At 43.8% G+C, this 18,365-nt stretch carries 16 protein-coding genes; all 16 read right to left on the bottom strand.

The genetic code is table 11. The features are described 5' to 3' along the window. Positions 1-15: 15 nt before the first annotated feature. On the bottom strand, positions 16-1,584 hold the full coding sequence (locus AC23P2_RS04560) for a hypothetical protein (RefSeq protein ID WP_487772102.1): 1,569 nt from the start codon (positions 1,582-1,584) through the stop codon (positions 16-18). Between the two features lie 18 nt (positions 1,585-1,602). Beyond that, on the bottom strand, positions 1,603-2,901 hold the full coding sequence (locus AC23P2_RS04565; protein ID WP_487772103.1) for a hypothetical protein: 1,299 nt from the start codon (positions 2,899-2,901) through the stop codon (positions 1,603-1,605). A gap of 8 nt (positions 2,902-2,909) precedes the next feature. Continuing rightward, entirely contained in the window at positions 2,910-3,626 is a 717-nt protein-coding gene (locus tag AC23P2_RS04570; RefSeq protein WP_028523106.1) for a glycosyltransferase family 2 protein, read from the bottom strand. Between the two features lie 12 nt (positions 3,627-3,638). After that, the gene (locus tag AC23P2_RS04575) at positions 3,639-4,673 is read right to left on the bottom strand and encodes an acyltransferase family protein (RefSeq protein WP_487772104.1); all 1,035 of its coding nucleotides are present in this window, start codon (positions 4,671-4,673) and stop codon (positions 3,639-3,641) included. An 84-nt stretch (positions 4,674-4,757) separates the two neighbouring features. Then, on the bottom strand, positions 4,758-5,807 hold the full coding sequence (locus tag AC23P2_RS04580; protein WP_487772105.1) for an SGNH/GDSL hydrolase family protein: 1,050 nt from the start codon (positions 5,805-5,807) through the stop codon (positions 4,758-4,760). Next, positions 5,807-7,003, bottom strand: coding sequence for a glycosyltransferase (locus tag AC23P2_RS04585; RefSeq protein ID WP_487772106.1), 1,197 nt, complete (start codon positions 7,001-7,003; stop codon positions 5,807-5,809). The genes AC23P2_RS04580 and AC23P2_RS04585 overlap by 1 nt, the downstream gene beginning before the upstream one ends. 3 nt (positions 7,004-7,006) lie before the next feature. Then, positions 7,007-8,116 carry a glycosyltransferase family 4 protein gene (locus AC23P2_RS04590; RefSeq protein ID WP_487772107.1) on the bottom strand — a complete coding sequence of 370 codons (1,110 nt, stop codon included), beginning with the start codon at positions 8,114-8,116 and terminating at the stop codon, positions 7,007-7,009. An 83-nt stretch (positions 8,117-8,199) separates the two neighbouring features. After that, positions 8,200-9,123: a hypothetical protein gene (locus AC23P2_RS04595; protein WP_487772108.1), complete on the bottom strand. Its 924-nt coding sequence runs from the start codon at positions 9,121-9,123 to the stop codon at positions 8,200-8,202. 154 nt (positions 9,124-9,277) lie between these two features. After that, on the bottom strand, positions 9,278-10,255 hold the full coding sequence (locus AC23P2_RS04600; protein WP_487772109.1) for a glycosyltransferase family protein: 978 nt from the start codon (positions 10,253-10,255) through the stop codon (positions 9,278-9,280). 87 nt (positions 10,256-10,342) lie between these two features. Then, on the bottom strand, positions 10,343-11,527 hold the full coding sequence (locus tag AC23P2_RS04605) for a glycosyltransferase family 4 protein (RefSeq protein ID WP_487772110.1): 1,185 nt from the start codon (positions 11,525-11,527) through the stop codon (positions 10,343-10,345). 48 nt (positions 11,528-11,575) lie between these two features. Then, complete coding sequence (locus AC23P2_RS04610; RefSeq protein ID WP_487772111.1) at positions 11,576-12,679, bottom strand: glycosyltransferase; 1,104 nt, start codon at positions 12,677-12,679, stop codon at positions 11,576-11,578. Between the two features lie 3 nt (positions 12,680-12,682). Beyond that, the gene (locus AC23P2_RS04615; RefSeq protein ID WP_487772112.1) at positions 12,683-13,675 is read right to left on the bottom strand and encodes a glycosyltransferase family 2 protein; all 993 of its coding nucleotides are present in this window, start codon (positions 13,673-13,675) and stop codon (positions 12,683-12,685) included. Positions 13,676-13,762: 87 nt separating this feature from the next. Beyond that, positions 13,763-14,416, bottom strand: a complete 654-nt coding sequence (locus tag AC23P2_RS04620; RefSeq protein WP_487772113.1) for an acetyltransferase — start codon at positions 14,414-14,416, stop codon at positions 13,763-13,765. A 4-nt stretch (positions 14,417-14,420) separates the two neighbouring features. Beyond that, positions 14,421-15,119 (bottom strand): WbqC family protein, encoded by a 699-nt coding sequence (locus AC23P2_RS04625; protein ID WP_487772114.1) that lies wholly within the window; start codon positions 15,117-15,119, stop codon positions 14,421-14,423. A gap of 90 nt (positions 15,120-15,209) precedes the next feature. Beyond that, a complete protein-coding gene (locus AC23P2_RS04630; protein WP_487772115.1) occupies positions 15,210-17,279 on the bottom strand; it encodes a hypothetical protein in 2,070 nt (689 codons plus the stop codon). 2 nt (positions 17,280-17,281) lie between these two features. Further along, a complete protein-coding gene (locus AC23P2_RS04635) occupies positions 17,282-18,355 on the bottom strand; it encodes a DegT/DnrJ/EryC1/StrS family aminotransferase (protein ID WP_487772116.1) in 1,074 nt (357 codons plus the stop codon). Positions 18,356-18,365 lie beyond the last annotated feature (10 nt).

The raw sequence follows: 18,365 nt of genomic DNA on the forward strand, positions 1-18,365 counted from the left end.
ATTTAAACGAGCCTTTTATAGCCCTTCGTAAATCTTAAATCGTTTCGTTTGTTTCACCAAACGGAATGTATAACCAGGAAACTGAGCTTTGAGCGACGGGTTGCTGGGAAGCTGTTCGTACGCTTCATGAACAAACGCATAGATATTACCCGCTTTGCCTTCGTATTTGTCAAAAATAAAGCCACACCCCTTCGCAAATTTGTAATCAATGCTTCCTACCAGTTTGCGGGCATGAATCGCATCGACATTCATAGAACCCGACGTAAAATACAGGATATTCTCTGGTTTATCGACCGAATGAATAAAGGCAAGGTCTTCGTTCGAAGCATGGCGTAGAGCAAATCCTGACGTTCCAGTCGCCGATTCATGCGTAATTTCTATTTTCTTCAACACAAACGTACTGAGGCCGTAGCCCGTATTCAGAATCAATAATAACCATAAAACGCCAGCTCGGTATGAAGTAGCAATCGGTTGTTGGAGCGCCACCACCAGCAAAGGCAAAAATAGATACGCCACGACTTTGGTATGGCGATATTCGATAGATATATCGGCGCCTTTGTTGTATAACAATAAAAAAACGCCGCAATACACGACATAAAACCCCGCAAATACCGCTCTAGCCGCCACATAGCGCGTCTCCAAGGTAACTCGAATCATTGCCACAAAACCTACCAATAGCAGTAGATAATACAAACCATGCCCCCAAAGCGGAAAACTCGTGCGTTGAAGTAATTGAGGGTAGATTTCGGCAATACTAAACCAGTGGGTCAGCGGATAGGTAAGCGTTTCAAAAGAAGCCCAAACCATTTTAAACGGTTGGCTTGTACTCGTAATCGGGCTTGTTCCTAAAGCGACAAACCCAAACTGCGTAATTCCTAAATAGCAAACGATGCATAGCCCTACGACCAGTGCAGTCACCAAACTCGGGGTAAATAATTTTCGGGTTTTGGCAAGGTCTGCCAAAAAAGCAAGTCCTGCGCACCCGCCCAGCGCGGCAAAGCCAATGGTATAGGCCGACTTTAAGAAAAAGCTAACCAACGAAAGCAACAACAGCCCCACAAAAAGCTTCAACGGAGCGGAGCGATACTTAAGATAATACCAAATGGTCCAAGATTGACTTCCAAATAGCAGCAATTCACCGCCCGTGTAATTCAGAAAATTGATGGTAAACAAGCGAGAAGTTGCTATCAAAAACAAGCAGAGCCCAATGACAAGTTCGTCGAAACCCAACTCCCGATAGACAAAATACCAGCCGACCAATCCAATCACCGAAAACAAAAGCGTTACCCAAATACTGGCCGTACCCGTAGAAATGCCCAACAATTGACTCATTACACCAGGAACAGCATATTGCCCTGGACTCCACCACGTTAGAAACAACTCTTTATGCTGTGCAATGTCAGTCGGCGACGGAATGGCCAATTGATTCAATGGTCCACCATTGGCCATATCGTTCCATACCGATAAACCAAACCCTGGGTCTTCTCCCAATACCAATGCAACCCAAAAACCACTTATCGTAAATGCAATCAGTAGTACCCCAAGCAACCATCGACTGGCCAATATTTTGTTGAAAAGAACCATGAAAAACAAAATTCTACCTTAGGCAGGTTGGGGTTGAAGGGGTTTGGTGGATGAATCGCTTGAATAAATTCCGAAGAATCGGATGTAAAAAACATAGACCAACCACATACTCAAGTCGATTGGGCGCGCCCCCGAAAATAACGCAATCAGGACGATAATGGAAAAATAAGCCATGAACAACGAAAGGTCGTTGGCAGGTTTAAAGAATTGCTGTACCGCAATAATTCCCATTACAAAGAAAAAGCTATTGAAGAGAATAAACCCTAAAACACCCTGATTTACAAGGGCCTCGAGTGCTGGGACGTCAAAAAATTGAGACTTATAACCTTCCCCAAAAAGAATGAGTCCGAGAGAGCCTTCACCTAAAAATTCTTCAAAAACGTACCTAAAACTATACACACGGTTTACTGAAGAATAATCAATTTCTGCTGATGCCTGATCTACCTCTACCCCAGTGACGGTATAAATCACCTTCCCAAAACGAGAAATAAAGGCTTGTAAATACACTTCAAGGGCATAGGAGGCAAAGGCAAATTGTGATAATAAAAAGACGACAATTCCGTACACAGCTGCCACTAAGGCTAACGTCCGAACTTGAAATATCGACTTAACGACGCTTTTTCCGTGGAAAGTCAAATAAATAACTAACATCACACCCAATGCAATCAAACTGGTATTGGTACGTGCCAAAATCAATACACCTACTGAAAACACGGCCACGAGGTAATAGAATATTTTAATCAGAACACTTTTTGTCCGAGCAGCCACGATAAACGATGCCAGAATACCACAGAGGGCATTGTTGGCGTAGGCATGCGGGTTACTATTTTGGGTGTTTGCGGCAAACTTAATCGCAGCCCGTTCGCCAAAAGTCCAGTGCGGGTCACGGGTGAGACTATACAGAAGCCCCGTACTAGCCAACAAAGAATAAAAGACCATGACAATCAAAATGATATGGACTTTATTATTGGGATAGTACATGGAGGCAAACAGAAAAAGCAGCGGGATAATGTACGTCAGTGTTTCGCGGAGTCTTTCGGGCTCGCCATTCATACTCGGATAGTATTTCCAATACAACCACCCCAATACAATAAATCCAAACCAACATGCGAACAACATTCGGTTTGGGAGGTAAATAGTACGAAAGATATTGATAGGCATCAGTAGCAATAAGCCCAGCCCCCAATATAAAATGGTAAAGGTACTTCCACTAGGCCCTACCCCAAATCCATCGCGCAAGATAAATACGATGGGGTATGAGTTCCAGAGCATGTTTACTCCTAGTGCCTGACGGTAGTATTTAAAATCGTCTAACATAGCTGTTGTTATTTAAACAAGCCGTATCTTAAAATACAATAAATTGCCCTAAAGCCGTCTTTCCAGTTAATTTTTTTGCCTTCGGCATACGTTCTTCCGTAATAAGAAACTCCCACTTCATAAATACGGATATTCGGAATGCGCGAAATTTTGGCCGTGACTTCTGGTTCAAAACCAAAGCGTTTTTCCTCTAAAGATAACCCTTGAATCATGTCGGTACGGAACAGCTTGTAGCAGGTTTCCATATCGGTCAGGTTGAGGTTGCTAAACATATTGCTTCCAAATGTCAGAATTTTGTTGCCGATGGAATGCCAGAAAAACAAAATTCGGTGCGCTTTCCCCCCCATAAAACGCGACCCAAAGACCACATCAGCGTGACCATCCACGATGGGTTGAAGCAAAATATTGAACTCCTGAGGGTCATACTCTAAGTCCGCATCCTGAATCACCAAATACGTTCCAGTAGCTCGGCGAATTCCTGTATGCAGCGCCGCGCCTTTTCCTTGGTTTACCTCGTGTTTGAAGTAGGCCAATTCTACCTGTGGATTGTTGGCCTTAAACGCCAAAATCTGGGCTTCGGTACCGTCTTTTGAACAGTCATTGACCACAATTATTTCTTTTTCAAAACCTCCAATCAACTCTACAGATGCAACAGCCTTCAATACTGTTTGAATCGTTTTTTCTTCGTTGTAGGCTGGAATGATGACACTAAGCTTTTGATTCACAAGTAACTACTATTAAAGTGTTTGATACGATGCCTTTCTGTTTTTGTACCACAAACGTAAGTACTGCAACGAAGGCTTTTCAATAAAATAGGTAATGGCCGTAGCCAACACGAACGCTGCGGCCAAAGCTATGGTACTCGCTTGTACAAACGACCACCCAAATTTATCTTTTAATACTGTGATTACCCCTACCGTAAAATAATGGTGAATCACGTACAGACTGTATGAAATTGTTCCTAAGTAAAGCGTGACGCGGTTATTAATCCACTCTAACTTATGACTCACAAACAAAAAAAAGAGTACAAAATAGACCGTGGTAGTACCACTATATTCCCAAAAACTCAGAAATAGGTTGCTACGCCCCGTTTTATCGTACAAATATAGCGTAACTCCGTAGGCAATTGCTATTCCCACTAACCTCCATCTGTCATATCCTTGGGTGAACATTTTGTAAAACAAGATACCCGCCCAAAAAAGCTGAAAATGATTCATCAACGGAAACCCTTTCAATGTGACTTCATAAACACTAGGAGCTGCAACCCGTACCCATCCGTGGAGGATAATTTGAACCATTACCAGCCCCAGCCCATACCACTCCAATCGCTCTAGCTGATTGAGCCAAAGCCCCAAAAGCATCACGCCGTAAAAAAGCATTTCGACAATCAATGTCCAATATGACCCGTCTAAGTCCCTGATACCGAAGTAATATTGAAACATAGTCATGTTGGCAATGTACTCCCCCAAGCTGATTTGGCTGTACCCTAACCAACTCCCAATGGCCATAAAAAGTGCTGTAAGGGTCACTGCTGCCCAATACACAGGGTACAATCGTGAAAACCGAGCTACCACAAAGTCAAGTACACTTTGGGTTTTGTTGAGGGTCAAAAAAATAACAAAACCACTGATAATAAAAAACAAATCGACGCCCGTTGCGCCCCAATTCAAATGAAAAGGAGCATCATACTGGTGCAATGTCAGGTGAAAAAGCACCACTGCCAGTGCTGCCACTCCCCTAAATGTATCCAGTGTTGCTAGTCGTTGATGCATGGTTCTTATATCGTCCTTTTTTACTTTGTGTTACAAAGTAAAATCATTCACTTTGTATTTCAAAGTGAAATTTTGGTTTTTAATTCATTGATTTACCGCCATCGGAATCAACTGTTCTTTGGACAAATACTGAACTACCAACGTCGCAAACTCACTTCCTCCTTTTTCAGTCAAATGGCACAAATCACAATAATAGTCCTTTTGACGGGGTAAAAGCTGGTCCATATCCACAAAATAGGTACCATACTGGGCTGCCAACTTCCGCAAAATGGCATTGTGCGCCTTGACGCCCGTATCGACATTTACAGGATCTCCCCAAAGCCACAAGGGAGATGGGTAAGGGCACTTGGCAAAATCGCGGTAGTCGGTGTATCCACCGTTCCCAATCACACTTGGAGGCACGTACAAAGCATAGGTCATCAACACCAGCTTTTCGTTTCTCTTGCGTGCCTCCAGTATAATTTGTTCAATATTGGCGCGGTACGGTTTGCCCGTTTTTATTTCTTTGCCATATTGAACCAAATCTGGATTAACTGTATTTAATTCTAAAAATTTCTTTCCTTTTAACTTGTCTAACAGCAAGTTAAACCCTTTATGGGTAATAAACGGCAACACCGTCCAATTGACCTCGGGGTGTTGTTTGATAAGCGCCAAGTCGTAATACCACATCACGTGCCGATAATCGTCCGAAAAAAGTTGGCTCGGAATATTATTCGCACGGGTTTCGTTGATGGCCTCGTAGTAAATCACCAAATCGAACCGCTGTTTACCCAACATTCGGTACTTATTGAGGTTATCCAACGAGGTATGTGCTGGAGTCGCGGCATTGAAAATGCGAACTTTTTGACCTTTTGCTGTCTGTTTCAACAACGAATCCAGTGTTTTATTAATAGGTAGTCCGAACTCTAAACTCACCGCCGAGCCACCCAAAATCAACAAGTCGAACGTATCGTCTTGTTGCGAAATGTTTTCTTTCTGAATCTTGACCAGTTCGGGATAGAACTTATCAGCAGGTTTCCAGAAAGGATACTTCATCACCACGGCGAGGGCAACGCGGCCCGTCAGCTCCAACACAACCCACAGCAACACCAGCGAGGCCGTTGCCAGAAGGAAAACATTCCTATTTGTTTTCATCAAAATAATAACTTCTGACAGAAAACCTCCGCAGAATGGTCTTGCAGATAGGGCTTACCGTCTATGTCAATCTGATTTAGGTGTAAATAACGATGCATCGCCTCCCCTATGGCTTCGGGACGGTGCGGAGGGACTGTTACCCCCAGTTTATAGTTTGTCACCAAGCCTTCCATGACCCCCAAATTGGAGGCAATCAAAGGCTTACTGTACTTAGCTGCTAACCCTAAAATATTACTCGAACTATAAAAATTGATGTAAGGTACTAAGACCACATCCACGATTTTAAACACTTCATTGGTACTGTGTGGATCAAAAAACCGAAAATGCTTTACAAACTGAATTTCGGGGTAGTGTATTTCGGCTTCATGAATGGCCGTAAACAAGGTATTCTCATACCCCTTTTCTGGTTCACCGCATATCAAAAAACACATTTTTTGACGCTCTTCGGTAGGAATTTGCTTCAGCCCTTCAAGAATGTGCGGTACATTTTTTCGGGCAGATAAATGCCCATAAATTAAAAACACGCGGCGAGCAGCCTCCACTCCGTACTCGTTTTTAAGGATTTCGACCGATTGCTCCGCCATTTGCCCCACTTCGATGGGGTCAGGTAAAAAATCGAAACGTTGCCCAAAATGTTGGTTGTATTCTTTTACTCCTTGCTTATCATTTAGAAAAAATATTTTCTCCAAATTCGGATTACGCAACATCCAATTGATTTGCAATCCTTTTCGTAACCCACGCAAGTCACGGCGAACCTTTGCTTTGAGGCTCGAACCATCTTCGTAGTCTTTGCGAAAAGGCAGAAACAGCAAGCCTGACAACTTAATCCCTAATCGCCGAATTGCCCCACGCCCAACCTCGTACTGAAAGGCGTCGATATGCATAAAAATAATGCGATTCGCTTTGTATTCGTTGACCAAACTCGTCAGATAGTTCATTTCGGCAGAAGCACGGCGCAATACGCTCGTTAGCACCATGAATGCCTCTAATTGTTTCTCTGGAATATAACGAAACTGGACGTACTTCTCGTCTTTACCAAATCGCGCTTTTGCTCCTTCGTGGAGCACAAAAACAAATTGACTACGAACAGTTTCAGGCATTTTTTTGAGGTATTCTACCAAAAACTGCAAATAATCCAAATGGTGCCCGCTGATGTCTCGGTCGTAAATAAGCGTACGTTCGGGAATTGTCATCATGCGTTATACCAATGCTTTATATACTTCTAATGTTTTCTCGGCGGTGGTTTCGGCCCTGAACAACGGAACACGTTCATAGCCTCGCTGACGCATGGTTTGCTGGAGGGTTTCATCATAGACCACCTTTTCTACCGCTGCACGTATCGACTCTTTGTTTTCTGCTTCAAAATAGACCGCTGCATCTTGCGCAATTTCATCAAACGATGTCCCTGTGGTAGCAGCTACGGGGCAACCACAGCTCATGGCTTCCAAAATGGGTAGCCCAAACCCTTCCATCAACGAAGGAAACACAAATACCTGCGCTTCTTCGTACAGCTGAATCAGGGTCATGTCGTCGATAATCGGTTGGTAAATCACGCGACTTTGCAACCCTTGCTCCGCAATCACTTGCTTTTCTTCGGGAGAGAACCCTCCTCCCCCCGCACAAATCAAGTGTAAATCTTTGTCGTTTTTTAACAATGGCGCCACCGACTCAAAAAAGCGGTCGAAGTTTTTATAAAAATCGCGTTTACCTACAAAAAGTACAAAGCGGTCGGGCAAGGTCAGTACCAGCGAATGATTGGCCGTAGGCCGTTCAAAATAATTCCCCAATGGTACGACTTTGACCTTGGCTTCGTCGATGCTAAAATGCTCTAAAATACTACGCTTGGTCGCTTCCGAAACCGAAATAACCACATCTGCACGCGTAAGCAAGCGTTGTTTTAATTCGGTAAGCCCTTCTCCAAGCACTGGAAATTGCTTTCCGTACTTTTCACTTAGCGCATCATGAAACGTAATAACAAGCGGTTTTTTCCCTATTTTATCCAAAAAATAAGAATGATAGTAAGTGGGGTGAAAAATATCAAAATCGCCCGCGTTTAGCTTGGTAGAACTAAAAAGACGGTTAACCAGCGAAAAGGCTTGATTAGCCCTGAAATTATTTGCCAAACGTGCGTAGCCCCAAGGATGAGCGTAGGGCACATTGCGTAAGTATTCGTTGTTAGAAAACTTTAAAGAGAGCTCAAAATCAACATCTTTTCGTTCCCAAAAAGCGTTCATTAACTCAAAGAAATACCGCGAAATACCTCCATACTGGGAGCCAGTGAAAGTCTGGTGGTCATATAAAATTTTCATGCAGTACGCATTACCGATAAAAAACGAACCGCATTTTGCGGAGATTTCCCGCAAAAGTACAAAAAAAGGGTTAACAGTTTGAGTTACTGGTCGATTTTATGGTAAAGTGGAAAGTACCGAATCGAATCAATCATGGATTGAATACTTTGTCGGAGCGATTGTTTCCACCCAGGCACCGTTGGGCGAAGTTGTGTCCGCACCGAAAAAGGAACCGCTGGCACTCCTCCGTGCGATTGAACGCGCTGGAGATACGCTTTTTGCAACGCCAATGCTCCCGAATACTGGTTTACAATGTTACTGGAAAGACTTTCTCTAAAATTAAAAAATACCAATGGCGTTTCTTGGTTAACTCGCCAGCCATTGGGCGTCGAAGTGACGATTCGTTCGTGCAGGTTGTGCAAAGCGACATTCCAACCTAGGTTTTTGTTTAACTTAACCTTATCAAAATAAATGGGGATGTAGTTAAGCCAAAGCTGGTCGTGATTCATGCCATTACATACATCAAAATAAGCACGATCAGCCATGCGCTCTTGCCACCATTTTAGCAACCTTCGCGTGTTGCTTGTCGATTTCATAGCCCAAAATCCTGCGTCATACATTCCTGTATTCAAAAACAGCTTTTCATCACCGTACGAAGACTGACCAAAAGTACGCGTCAAACGCGGTGTCAACACCACATCATAGTTTTGAAGCTGGGCTTCTACTTCTGCCCAATCCCCTAACCACCACATGGTTGGATCAAAGTAAACAATTGCATCTGCTTGCTCTTTTTGCAAAAAATAATCGGCAAAAAAAGGCTTGCTCGCTGCGGCAAGTGCCGTGGCATCGTAGCGTTGTTGCATCGATACTACTTCGCTACGTCCCAAGTCAGCGAATGAAACTCCCTTTTCCAACGTTCCTGCGACGGTTCCAATTTTAAAAGAAACATGAGCAGGAAGACTTTCGGCCAATACTTTCACAAAAGGATATTGGTCAGGAGTACAAACAGTAAAAACAATCGTTTTCAATCGAACAGAAGAATTTTGATTCAACAGGTATTTTATTTTGTAACCTTCTTCGAGACTTTCCAAATTTCTTCTTCTAGCGTAAATTAAGCTTGGAAAGTCTTTATAGAACCTTCCCGAAAGTTCAAAACTTTCGGGAAGGTCGGGCTGGAAAGTCTTAGCTCAACAATCGCAAAGCGGCTTCCAGCGGTTTAATTAGTAACTGGCGAACGCGCTGGTATTTATAAACAGGCTCTTTTTTGATATAAAAACAAGGAAACTGTCGGTAGTAGGCATTGTGATTTCGGAGCAATTCTTCCCGATAGTAATCAAACAAAGGGTTCAAATCAGGACGTTTTTTAAAATCAAATCGGTCTTGGTATTTTGATACGACACTCGGCTTGGCAGGGTCATAACCACTGTAGTGAAAAAACACAACGGGCTGGTTATCATTCACCCAATGCTCTCCTTCATTTTGGAAAAAACGCCGTTCGTGCATATTCCAGTAGGCGGCATTCCATCCTGGGTGCTTTTCGACGTGGATATTGTTCCAAAAAACAGGAGCGAAATTGACCCAATTTTGGTCAACAAACAGTCCGTTGCAAAGATCAATTTTACATTCATCGAAAAGCTTTTCTTCCCACCATTTCACAAACTCCACGGCTTCAATACTTTTGTGTAAAGCAATAAAACCAAGGTTATACACGCCCGTATTGAGGTGGTGAAGTTCGTTAGGAGTCAGCTGGTCGTCAATGGGAGTGGCAAGGTGAGGCGTTACGACAATATCATTGACTTCGAGCAAATTTTCGAGCTGAATCAAAGGCTGATAGACAATAATATCGGGGTCGAAATAAATCACATTTCGCACCTGCGGCACCTTTTCAAAAAAATAGCGGATAAAATAAGGCTTTACAGCCGTGTTAAGTTCGGTGATGTTATAATGCTCGCACATCTGATCTAGGCCATCGACACCTATGCGATGCAACTCTAAAAGCTCAAAATCTGGGAGTTTATCTTCTGGTACTTGGGCTACGTCCAAGCGATCGACCAATCCGATGATAAAACGAATATGAGGGTTGGTTCTTTTTAACGAATCGCCCAAGGTACGTGCCTGAGCCAAGTAGTTAATCGAACACAGCGTAAAAGCTAATGTCATTGTTTGGGTGCTATCGTGCTAATCAATGTGCAAATATCTGACCTACACGGGTAAATGCCAACTATTCCGTCGTCTAATCCACAAATGTTAGGGGTTTAAGCGACGAATGGTTTCTACTACTTTGGCTACGCTGGCATCGGTTGCGTGCCGTTCCAATACCTTTTCCTTACCTCGTTTCCCTTGCTGACGGCGTAAATCTGGGTTTTCGATGAGTGTAATTACCGCCTTACTCATGGCTGCTACATCTAAATAGGGCACCACAAAGCCTGCATCTTCTTCTACCAATTCGGGAGCACCGCCACTTTTATCAAAACATACGATAGGACGTTCGGCCAAAGCTGTTTCCAATACCACCAAAGGGTACGGGTCTTCGCGGGAGGTTAGCGTAAATACGTCGAATTGGCTCAAATACTGAAATACTTCCGATGTTAGTCCAACGTGAATGATGCGCTCAGACAACCCCATGCGTTCGGCGTCAAAGCGCTGTACTTCGTACAATTCGGAGTCTTCGCGCATCCCTACCCACACAAAATACACGGGTCGTTTGCCAAAATGTTGAATGACTTGCTGGGCTACCATCATAAAGATGTCGTTGCCTTTTCGCCATTCGGCATGGCCACATCCTCCCACTAGCACCGCATCGGCGGGAAGCCCCAGTACTTTCCGAATATTTGTTTTTCGACTATCTTCTATTTTTTGAAGAATTAACGGCGTATCAATAATTTGAAACGTACTAATTTGGGCGTCGGGGTACTGATAGGTAGCTTTGAAATAATTAGCAACGGCTTTCGACACGACAATCAGGTGATTGGTGTTGGCCATCAAATGCGCCATGTCGTCGGGATGACTATATTTTTTGATGGACATTTCCAGTTCGTGTGCAAATAAGACGGTAGGCACAGATAAAAAACTCAGGTGTCGATAAGCTGCGGCCGCTGCAATAGTATTGGCAAAAATCAATCCGAAACTTTGGGCTTCCATCTCGGCCCGAAACTGCGTCCAACGTTTGGCTAATACTCGGTGCTTAATGCGTTCTTCCCAGCCAACCAAGCGTAACATTTTGGTTACTAAGGGCGAAAAATGAATATCTCCCAATCGAGGCAAGCGCGTAGTGGGTACTACTTCCCGAAACTCCTCCTCCAACGGGCCATCACTACAAAGCAATAAGTGCATGGGTAGTCCCTGTTGCTTCAATTGTCGTAGCAACTGCAACAAGACAATCTGCCCCCCTGCTCGGTTTGCGTCGTGGCTTATGAAGAGAATTTTTTTCATTGTTTAGACCTGATACCTTCCCGAAAGTTTAAAACTTTCGGGAAGGTTTTAAAGTGTCGCAAAAAACTGTTTCCAATAATCGAGCTGGTTATGAATATCAAACTCCATGGCTCGATTGCGCAGGGCTTCTTTGTCAATCGAAAGTTTACCATTCATAACGTCCTGCATAATTTGTGCTAACTTCGGAATGTCAAAAGCGGGAGCCACTTCGCCCATTCCTTTTTGCACAAACTCACTAATGCCACCTGAGTTAAACCCAACGACGGGTTTTTGCAGGTATGCCGACTCTATCATCACCAACGGAAAAGGATCTTCGCGGGAAGTAAGCACAAACCCATCGCAGATATTGAGGTAATCGTAATAATCTTGTCCTCCTTTTGAACCTAAGGCCAAAAAATTTAAGCCTTCACGCTGAACGCGCTGTTCGAGGTAGTACGAAATGCCGTAGTCGCTCTTGCTTCCCAACCACACGATGTAGGCATTTTTGGGCAATTGCGCCAAAATATCAGGAATCATGTCGTAGCCCTTGCGCATACACATCGTCCCTGACATCAACCACACAAAGGCATCGCTTGGCAAACCAAGTTCTTTTCTCAGTACGGCAGGGTCTTTTTTGAGGGTAATTTTTTCGGTATCAATAAATGAGTGTAGCAATTTTACGTTGGGCGTACCCATTCGTTCCAACTGTTCTGCCACCACGCTAGAGCACCCAATCGACGCTTTAGCATGGGTAAGCATCTCCGAAAACGAATCAGCGCGCACCATGTCGTACGTTTCCCACAACTCGTGTACGTGTACTACATAAGGCACGTTAAGCTTGCGCGCGAGTTTGGCAAACTGCGGCATGGTCATGGTGTTAAAGTACCACAAATCAGGCTTAAACTCGTTATGAATCCGTTTGATATAACTCTCCTCGGGGGTCAGTCCAACGATTTTGTGATATACCGCCTCTACAGAATAGTACGGCAGCCCACGGTGAAATTTATGGAGATAGGTAGCGTCGGCAGGTGAGTGTTTGGCAAACAACTCCCCCGCTTGTCGCGAGTAAACAGCGGTTTTGATGTCACTCCCCGATAGGTGTTTAATCATGTACCAAAGAACCATCTCTGAACCCGTCCGCGCTCCTGTCGGTGTAAAAAATAAAATCTTCATGCCTTAGACGTGGCTCTTTGGATCGAGCTTGTAGAAATAGGGTTTGTTACGAATGATTTTCCAAAAATAGGTAGAAAATAACCACACTTTACGGGTAAAGTCTTTTTGTTGCTCCAATTCTCCAAACGGATTGCGAAACTTGGAGATGTTGAGGGCTATTTTCCAGCCAAAATAAATGGGAATCATCAAATAATAATTGAGCATTAGCCCCAAAAAACGGCCAATCCCAAACTCTTTACGTATCCACACCAAGTTGGAAAGCTGGATTTGGGGATAAAAACGATTGATAATCGTAATCAAGACCTCTTTCCGTTTGGGGTTACTCCCCCATTCGTGGTGAATATACCCACAGTCTTCAAACACTTTGAGCTTGCCTACGCGCCCAAGTCGGCAGTTCCATTCGACATCCTCGCCGTATAAAAAGAAGTCTTCATCCAACAAACCCGCCTTGGCAACTACCTCGCGTTTTACCAATAAAAAGGCCGCAGGTACCCAATCCACCTGATCGGGGTCGTCGTAATGCGTTTCTGGAATGAGTTTTTCGAGAATACGTTGAAAAATACGCCCAGGGGGCATTACGTATAAAGTCCGTTTGAAGATTGCTAAACTGCGGTAAAAAGGGCGTGGCGTACCATCCGAAAACATTTGTACGCCCCCGCAAGCGGCCGTTTCGGGTTGGCTATCGAGCCGCGTTACACACTTGGTCAGAATATCATCCAAAAACTCAGTATCGGAGTTCAACAGAAGATAATATCTACCTTTCGATGCCCGTATGCCTTTGTTGTTGGCCCTTGAAAAACCTGCATTATAGCCCATTTGCAGCCACTGAACTTCAGGAAATTCTTTGGTAATGATGGCATCAGCTCCGTCTTGGGAGTCGTTGTCAACCACAATCACTTCAAAACTAACGCCTTTGGTATGCGTATAAATTGACCGAATACAGTCGGTAGTTAGTTTGAGTGTTTTATAATGAATGATAATAATCGAAACGTCCATATTCAGCGGTCAGCAGACAGCTACTAGCGGTTAGCAATCAGCCGCCAGTAGTGCTGACGGCTGATTGCTAACCGCTGACTGCTATTTTTAATATACTTTATAGCTTGGAATCGGTCTTTTTTCGGCAGGGCTACCCATATAAACGCCCCAAGCCTCGGTATTTTTGGTGATAGAAGCCGACATAGCGACTAGGGTACCTTCGGCAATGGTCGTATAATCACGAATGGTCGCGTTTACTCCAAAAAACGAGTAAGATTCTACCACACAATGCCCCGAAAGCACGACGTGCGAAGTAAAAAATACGTGGTCTTTGATAATTCCGTGGTGACCGATGTGGTTGCCACTCCAAAGCACACAATTATTGCCTATTTTGGTAAAAGGCTGAATGGTATTATCTTCAAGAATAAAGCAATTTTCGCCGATTTCGTTGCCAAACCACGTCGCTTTTGAGCTGATATAGGTAATAAACTCATATCCTTTGGCCTTGGCTTCGAGATAAACTTTTTCTCGATTTTTGTTCATTTTTCGCCCCGTCATCGGCGCAAAAAACTTAAACTCCGACGGTGAGTAAAACTTTTCTACCTCCTCAAATGGCACAATAGGTAACCCCTTAAATTCGGTTTCTTTTAGGTATTCTTGATTGACCGTAAATGCCACCACTTCGTGGTCGGAATCGTGCGTTAAATAAAAATGAGCTAGTTCTGCGGTGTCAAGAACACCAAAGATGACCACTTTTGCCATAAGATTATACCAGTTCGTATTCGTTTAAAAACTGCTGAATGTCAACTACTTCATTGAACATTAAAATATCAATGATTGATAACCAAGGTACAAACTCATTTTTAAATTGAGCATACCCTAGGGGTTTTGATTTTATAAAATTGAGCCGAATTCCTTTGTCTTCAAACACCGTTTTGTCATAGAGCTCCATACCACCAATCGGATTGATGTAATGCTGCGCTTTTTCCTGCAAACAAATGTCTAAGATTCGTTCTTGTGCTTTCAGGTGCGTATTTTGGTAAATCGCCGAACTAGGTACAATTTCCGTTTTAATCGACAAGTGGTCTGCCAAAACCCCAAAACCCGCCGCAATCCAGTCGCTCAATTTCTCAGCATCGAAATTGATAATTTTTTCCGTTACCTCAAAGGCCGTTAAATAAAATGGCGCTTTTTTATACCCTTGCTCGATAGTTTTCAACAATTTACCTTTCCATTTTGGGTCATTTGAAAGATAAATCTCGTTGATAAGTTTGTTTTGGCTGGCCTCTTTGAGCGGAATCGTGAACAAATACTCTTGCCCGTTAACCAAGATACGATTCCGATTTATCCAGCCTTTATTGATGTAGTTTACGTCATCGTACAGCACAAACTTATCCACGGCATTCATCAGTTGTAAGTACCCGATGTACGGCATAAAATAAGGTTGCATAATGGCAAGACGCATAGATTAATCGTTTTTAGAATGATAAATAAAAGAGGTACGCAGGTGTAGAGGGCGAACTTCTCGAAAGTACAAAACTTTCGAGAAGTTGGTTTATTTCAATTTTCTTAGGTAGTAATCTTCTCCTGGCACAATCAGGTCTTTCATGGTTGTGTCTGTCCCCAAACGAATATCGGTCGGAAGCGGAGGAATGACATTTTTTGAGAAAAACAGGTAATCGGCTTCCTCAGGAATGGGTTGAACGCCTTTTTCAAAAGGATTGATTGTAATCAAGCGCCGCGAAAGGTGCTTACCGTACAACGGATATTCAAAGTCATCGTTGATAGTACCCAAGGCCACAGTGGCGGAGTCGGGCACCATTTGGTCAAACTTCTGGTAAGCTTTGGTAATATCAGGACGGGCAAAGGTCATCAATTCAATCCGTTCGGTCTTAAATGCCGACTTATGCCCAAGTGCATCAAAGGGCAAACAGCGCACGTTCAAAAATACCGCTAACAAGGCCGAAATACAGCCCAATACCGTCACTATACCTACATACGTTTTAAGCGCCCACGAGTACCCCGATTTTTCAAGGCTATATTTGTGGCTAAACAACAGCGTCAAAAATAGCACGCCCAGTACTCCTGTTTCCTGAAAATAACGTCCTTTCCAAGGATCGTAAGGTGCAGAATAGGATAAAGCGGCAAAGTGCAACAGCAACGCAATAGCCAAAAACCAATGCGCAGGTGAACGCACTAGGCCAATCAGTACCAAAAATAGCAAAGGAAATACCAACGCAAAACCGAAGATGCCCCAATAAGGATTTCCGTTAATAAACTCAAAACGGCGTTCAAACGTAAAAGGAACAATCGAAAATTCGGTCGTTTCGTCCAAGCGCATCTTCAGTTTATCTTCCAAATAAACGAGCGGCTTACGCATAACGCGGTTGGCTTTTTGGCCTATCTCCACATTGCGAATACCGTCTAAATTGACAAAATCGTAGGCATAGCGCACCGCGTTTCGCGAACCTTGTTCAAATAAATTCCGAAAGCCTCCATTGGAAGTCGCTCGCTCAATGGACTGGTGCTTGAGGGAAGTAGGTGGGCCAATGGGGTGGCCAAATACTTCAATGTTTTTTAAATAGCCTGTTGGCAATGTCCAAATACAAAAACAGAGTGGAATCGCAATCGCCAGCTTTCCGATGGCTTGCCAGTTAAAAAAGCCTTTTTTTAGCCCTTTTTTTTCTCCCCACGCATTTTGTAAAAATACGGTATAAACCATCACCACAAATACCGAAGGTAGCAACAGCGTAAACGTTACTTTATGGCCATAAACTACCCCAAACGCCAACGCCGCCAAATATAAATAACGGTCTTCACGCGTGATGCGGTAGGTAAACAAAAAATACAAAAGCGTACTAAAGTAAGCCGTCAGAACGATGTCGGTTTCCGTCGTGATGGCTTGCATTAAAAAATCCAAAAACATGGCAAAAGCAAAAGCAACAAAGAAACTCGCATTCAAGCGGTTTTTCCCGACGCGTTGAGCAATACCGAACACGGCCACTACAGTCATCCAGTACGATAAATGGTGAATGAGTTTAAAAGCGTTTTCAAAGCCCCCCGTTATCAAATAGGAATAAATTTGAATGGTGGTCACACTTTTAGGGTAGGTATCCATGTTCCAATTGGTTCCACCAAAATGCGCCATCGTGCCCCGTTGGATGTATTGCACAGCCCGATTGAGGTGGCCTGTCATACTATCCCATTCGTTGGGAACGGTAAACAAGACAAGGATTAAGTTGGTGATACCAATTACCGCTAGGGTCAGAATCATTACTCCAAACAAGAAACGAAGATAAGCGCCACCGCTCACGTACCAGCGTTGCGCCGCGTGCCACCGATGCACCAGCATTGTCAGCGGTGCAAAGGGCGTTTTTTGCGGGGCTATTTTTGAAAAAATACCCCAAATCAACGTAGGAGGCACAAATACTCCCAACGCCCAAGCCCATGTAGCACTGGTGAGGTGTAAAGGGGATAAACAAAAACCCGTGAGAATGATACTGCTCGCAAAAAGAAGAAACGATGTTAATAACCAGTCGATAAGCGACGGGCGACAAATTTGAGCGGCTGTCCGTCCGATGTATCCAACGAATACCCCGAAACATACTAAACTAAGCAATGCCATAGTTATAGATGTTGGTTTATCAACTTAGCTATTCGCCGGGCATCTTCGTGAGGTAGCTCGGCATGAAGTGGCAAACACACCACCCGCAACGAAATATCTTCTGACACGGGACAAGCTTCGGCTTCCTTTAAAAACGGAAGCTGATTGAGCGAAGGATAAAAATAACGGCGTGGTACAATCTCATGTTGTGCCAAAACGTCTCTCACCTGAAGTAGTTTTTCTTCTGACTCAAACACTACTGGGTAGTATGAGTAATTACGCTCTAATCCATCAGCCCACTGAGGTGCTGACAAACGTCTCCAATCGAGAAGCTCTGTATATACATCACAAACAGCCTTCCGTGCCTGAATCAATTGAGGAACCATCGGCAAGTTACAAAGCCCCATTGCGGCGTGTACTTCCGAATTTTTACCATTGACACCCATAAAGAAATAGTCATCTCCTCGGTGCCCAAAAGCACGCATCAAGTGCATTTTTTCGTGCCGTTCGAGGGTATTGGTCACAATTGCTCCCCCTTCTACGGTATGGAACAATTTGGTGGCGTGGAAACTACACGTAGCAAAATCACCGTAGGATAGCAGTGATTTCCCCAAATAATTAGCTCCAAAGGCATGCGCCCCGTCGTAGATGACAACGAGGTTATATTTTTGGGCTATTTTTTCGATGGCCTCCACGTCGCAAGCATTGCCATAGACGTGGGTGGCCAAAATCGCCCGTGTATTTTCGGTGATAGCCGCTTCAATTAAATTGGGATTGATGCAATAGCTGGCAGGGTCGATATCAACAAAAACGGGTTTGAGGTTTTCCCACAAAATAACGTTGGTAGTCGCTACGTACGAAAAAGGCGTAGTAATAATCTCCCCAGCAGGCTCAAGTAGCTTCAATGCCATTTGAAGCACGATGGTGCCGTTTCCACAAAAAGACAAATACTCGACTCCAAGGTATTCTTTAAGTCCTTTTTCCAACTGCTGGGCCAAGGGGCCATTGTTGGTCAGCTGTGAATTGTCCCAGATTTGTTTTAAATAAGAAACATATTCATCAAAATCGGGAAGGTATGTTTTGGTAACGTTAATCATTCGCTTGGAC

This window comes from Runella sp. R0.1_18 (genome assembly GCF_057652155.1).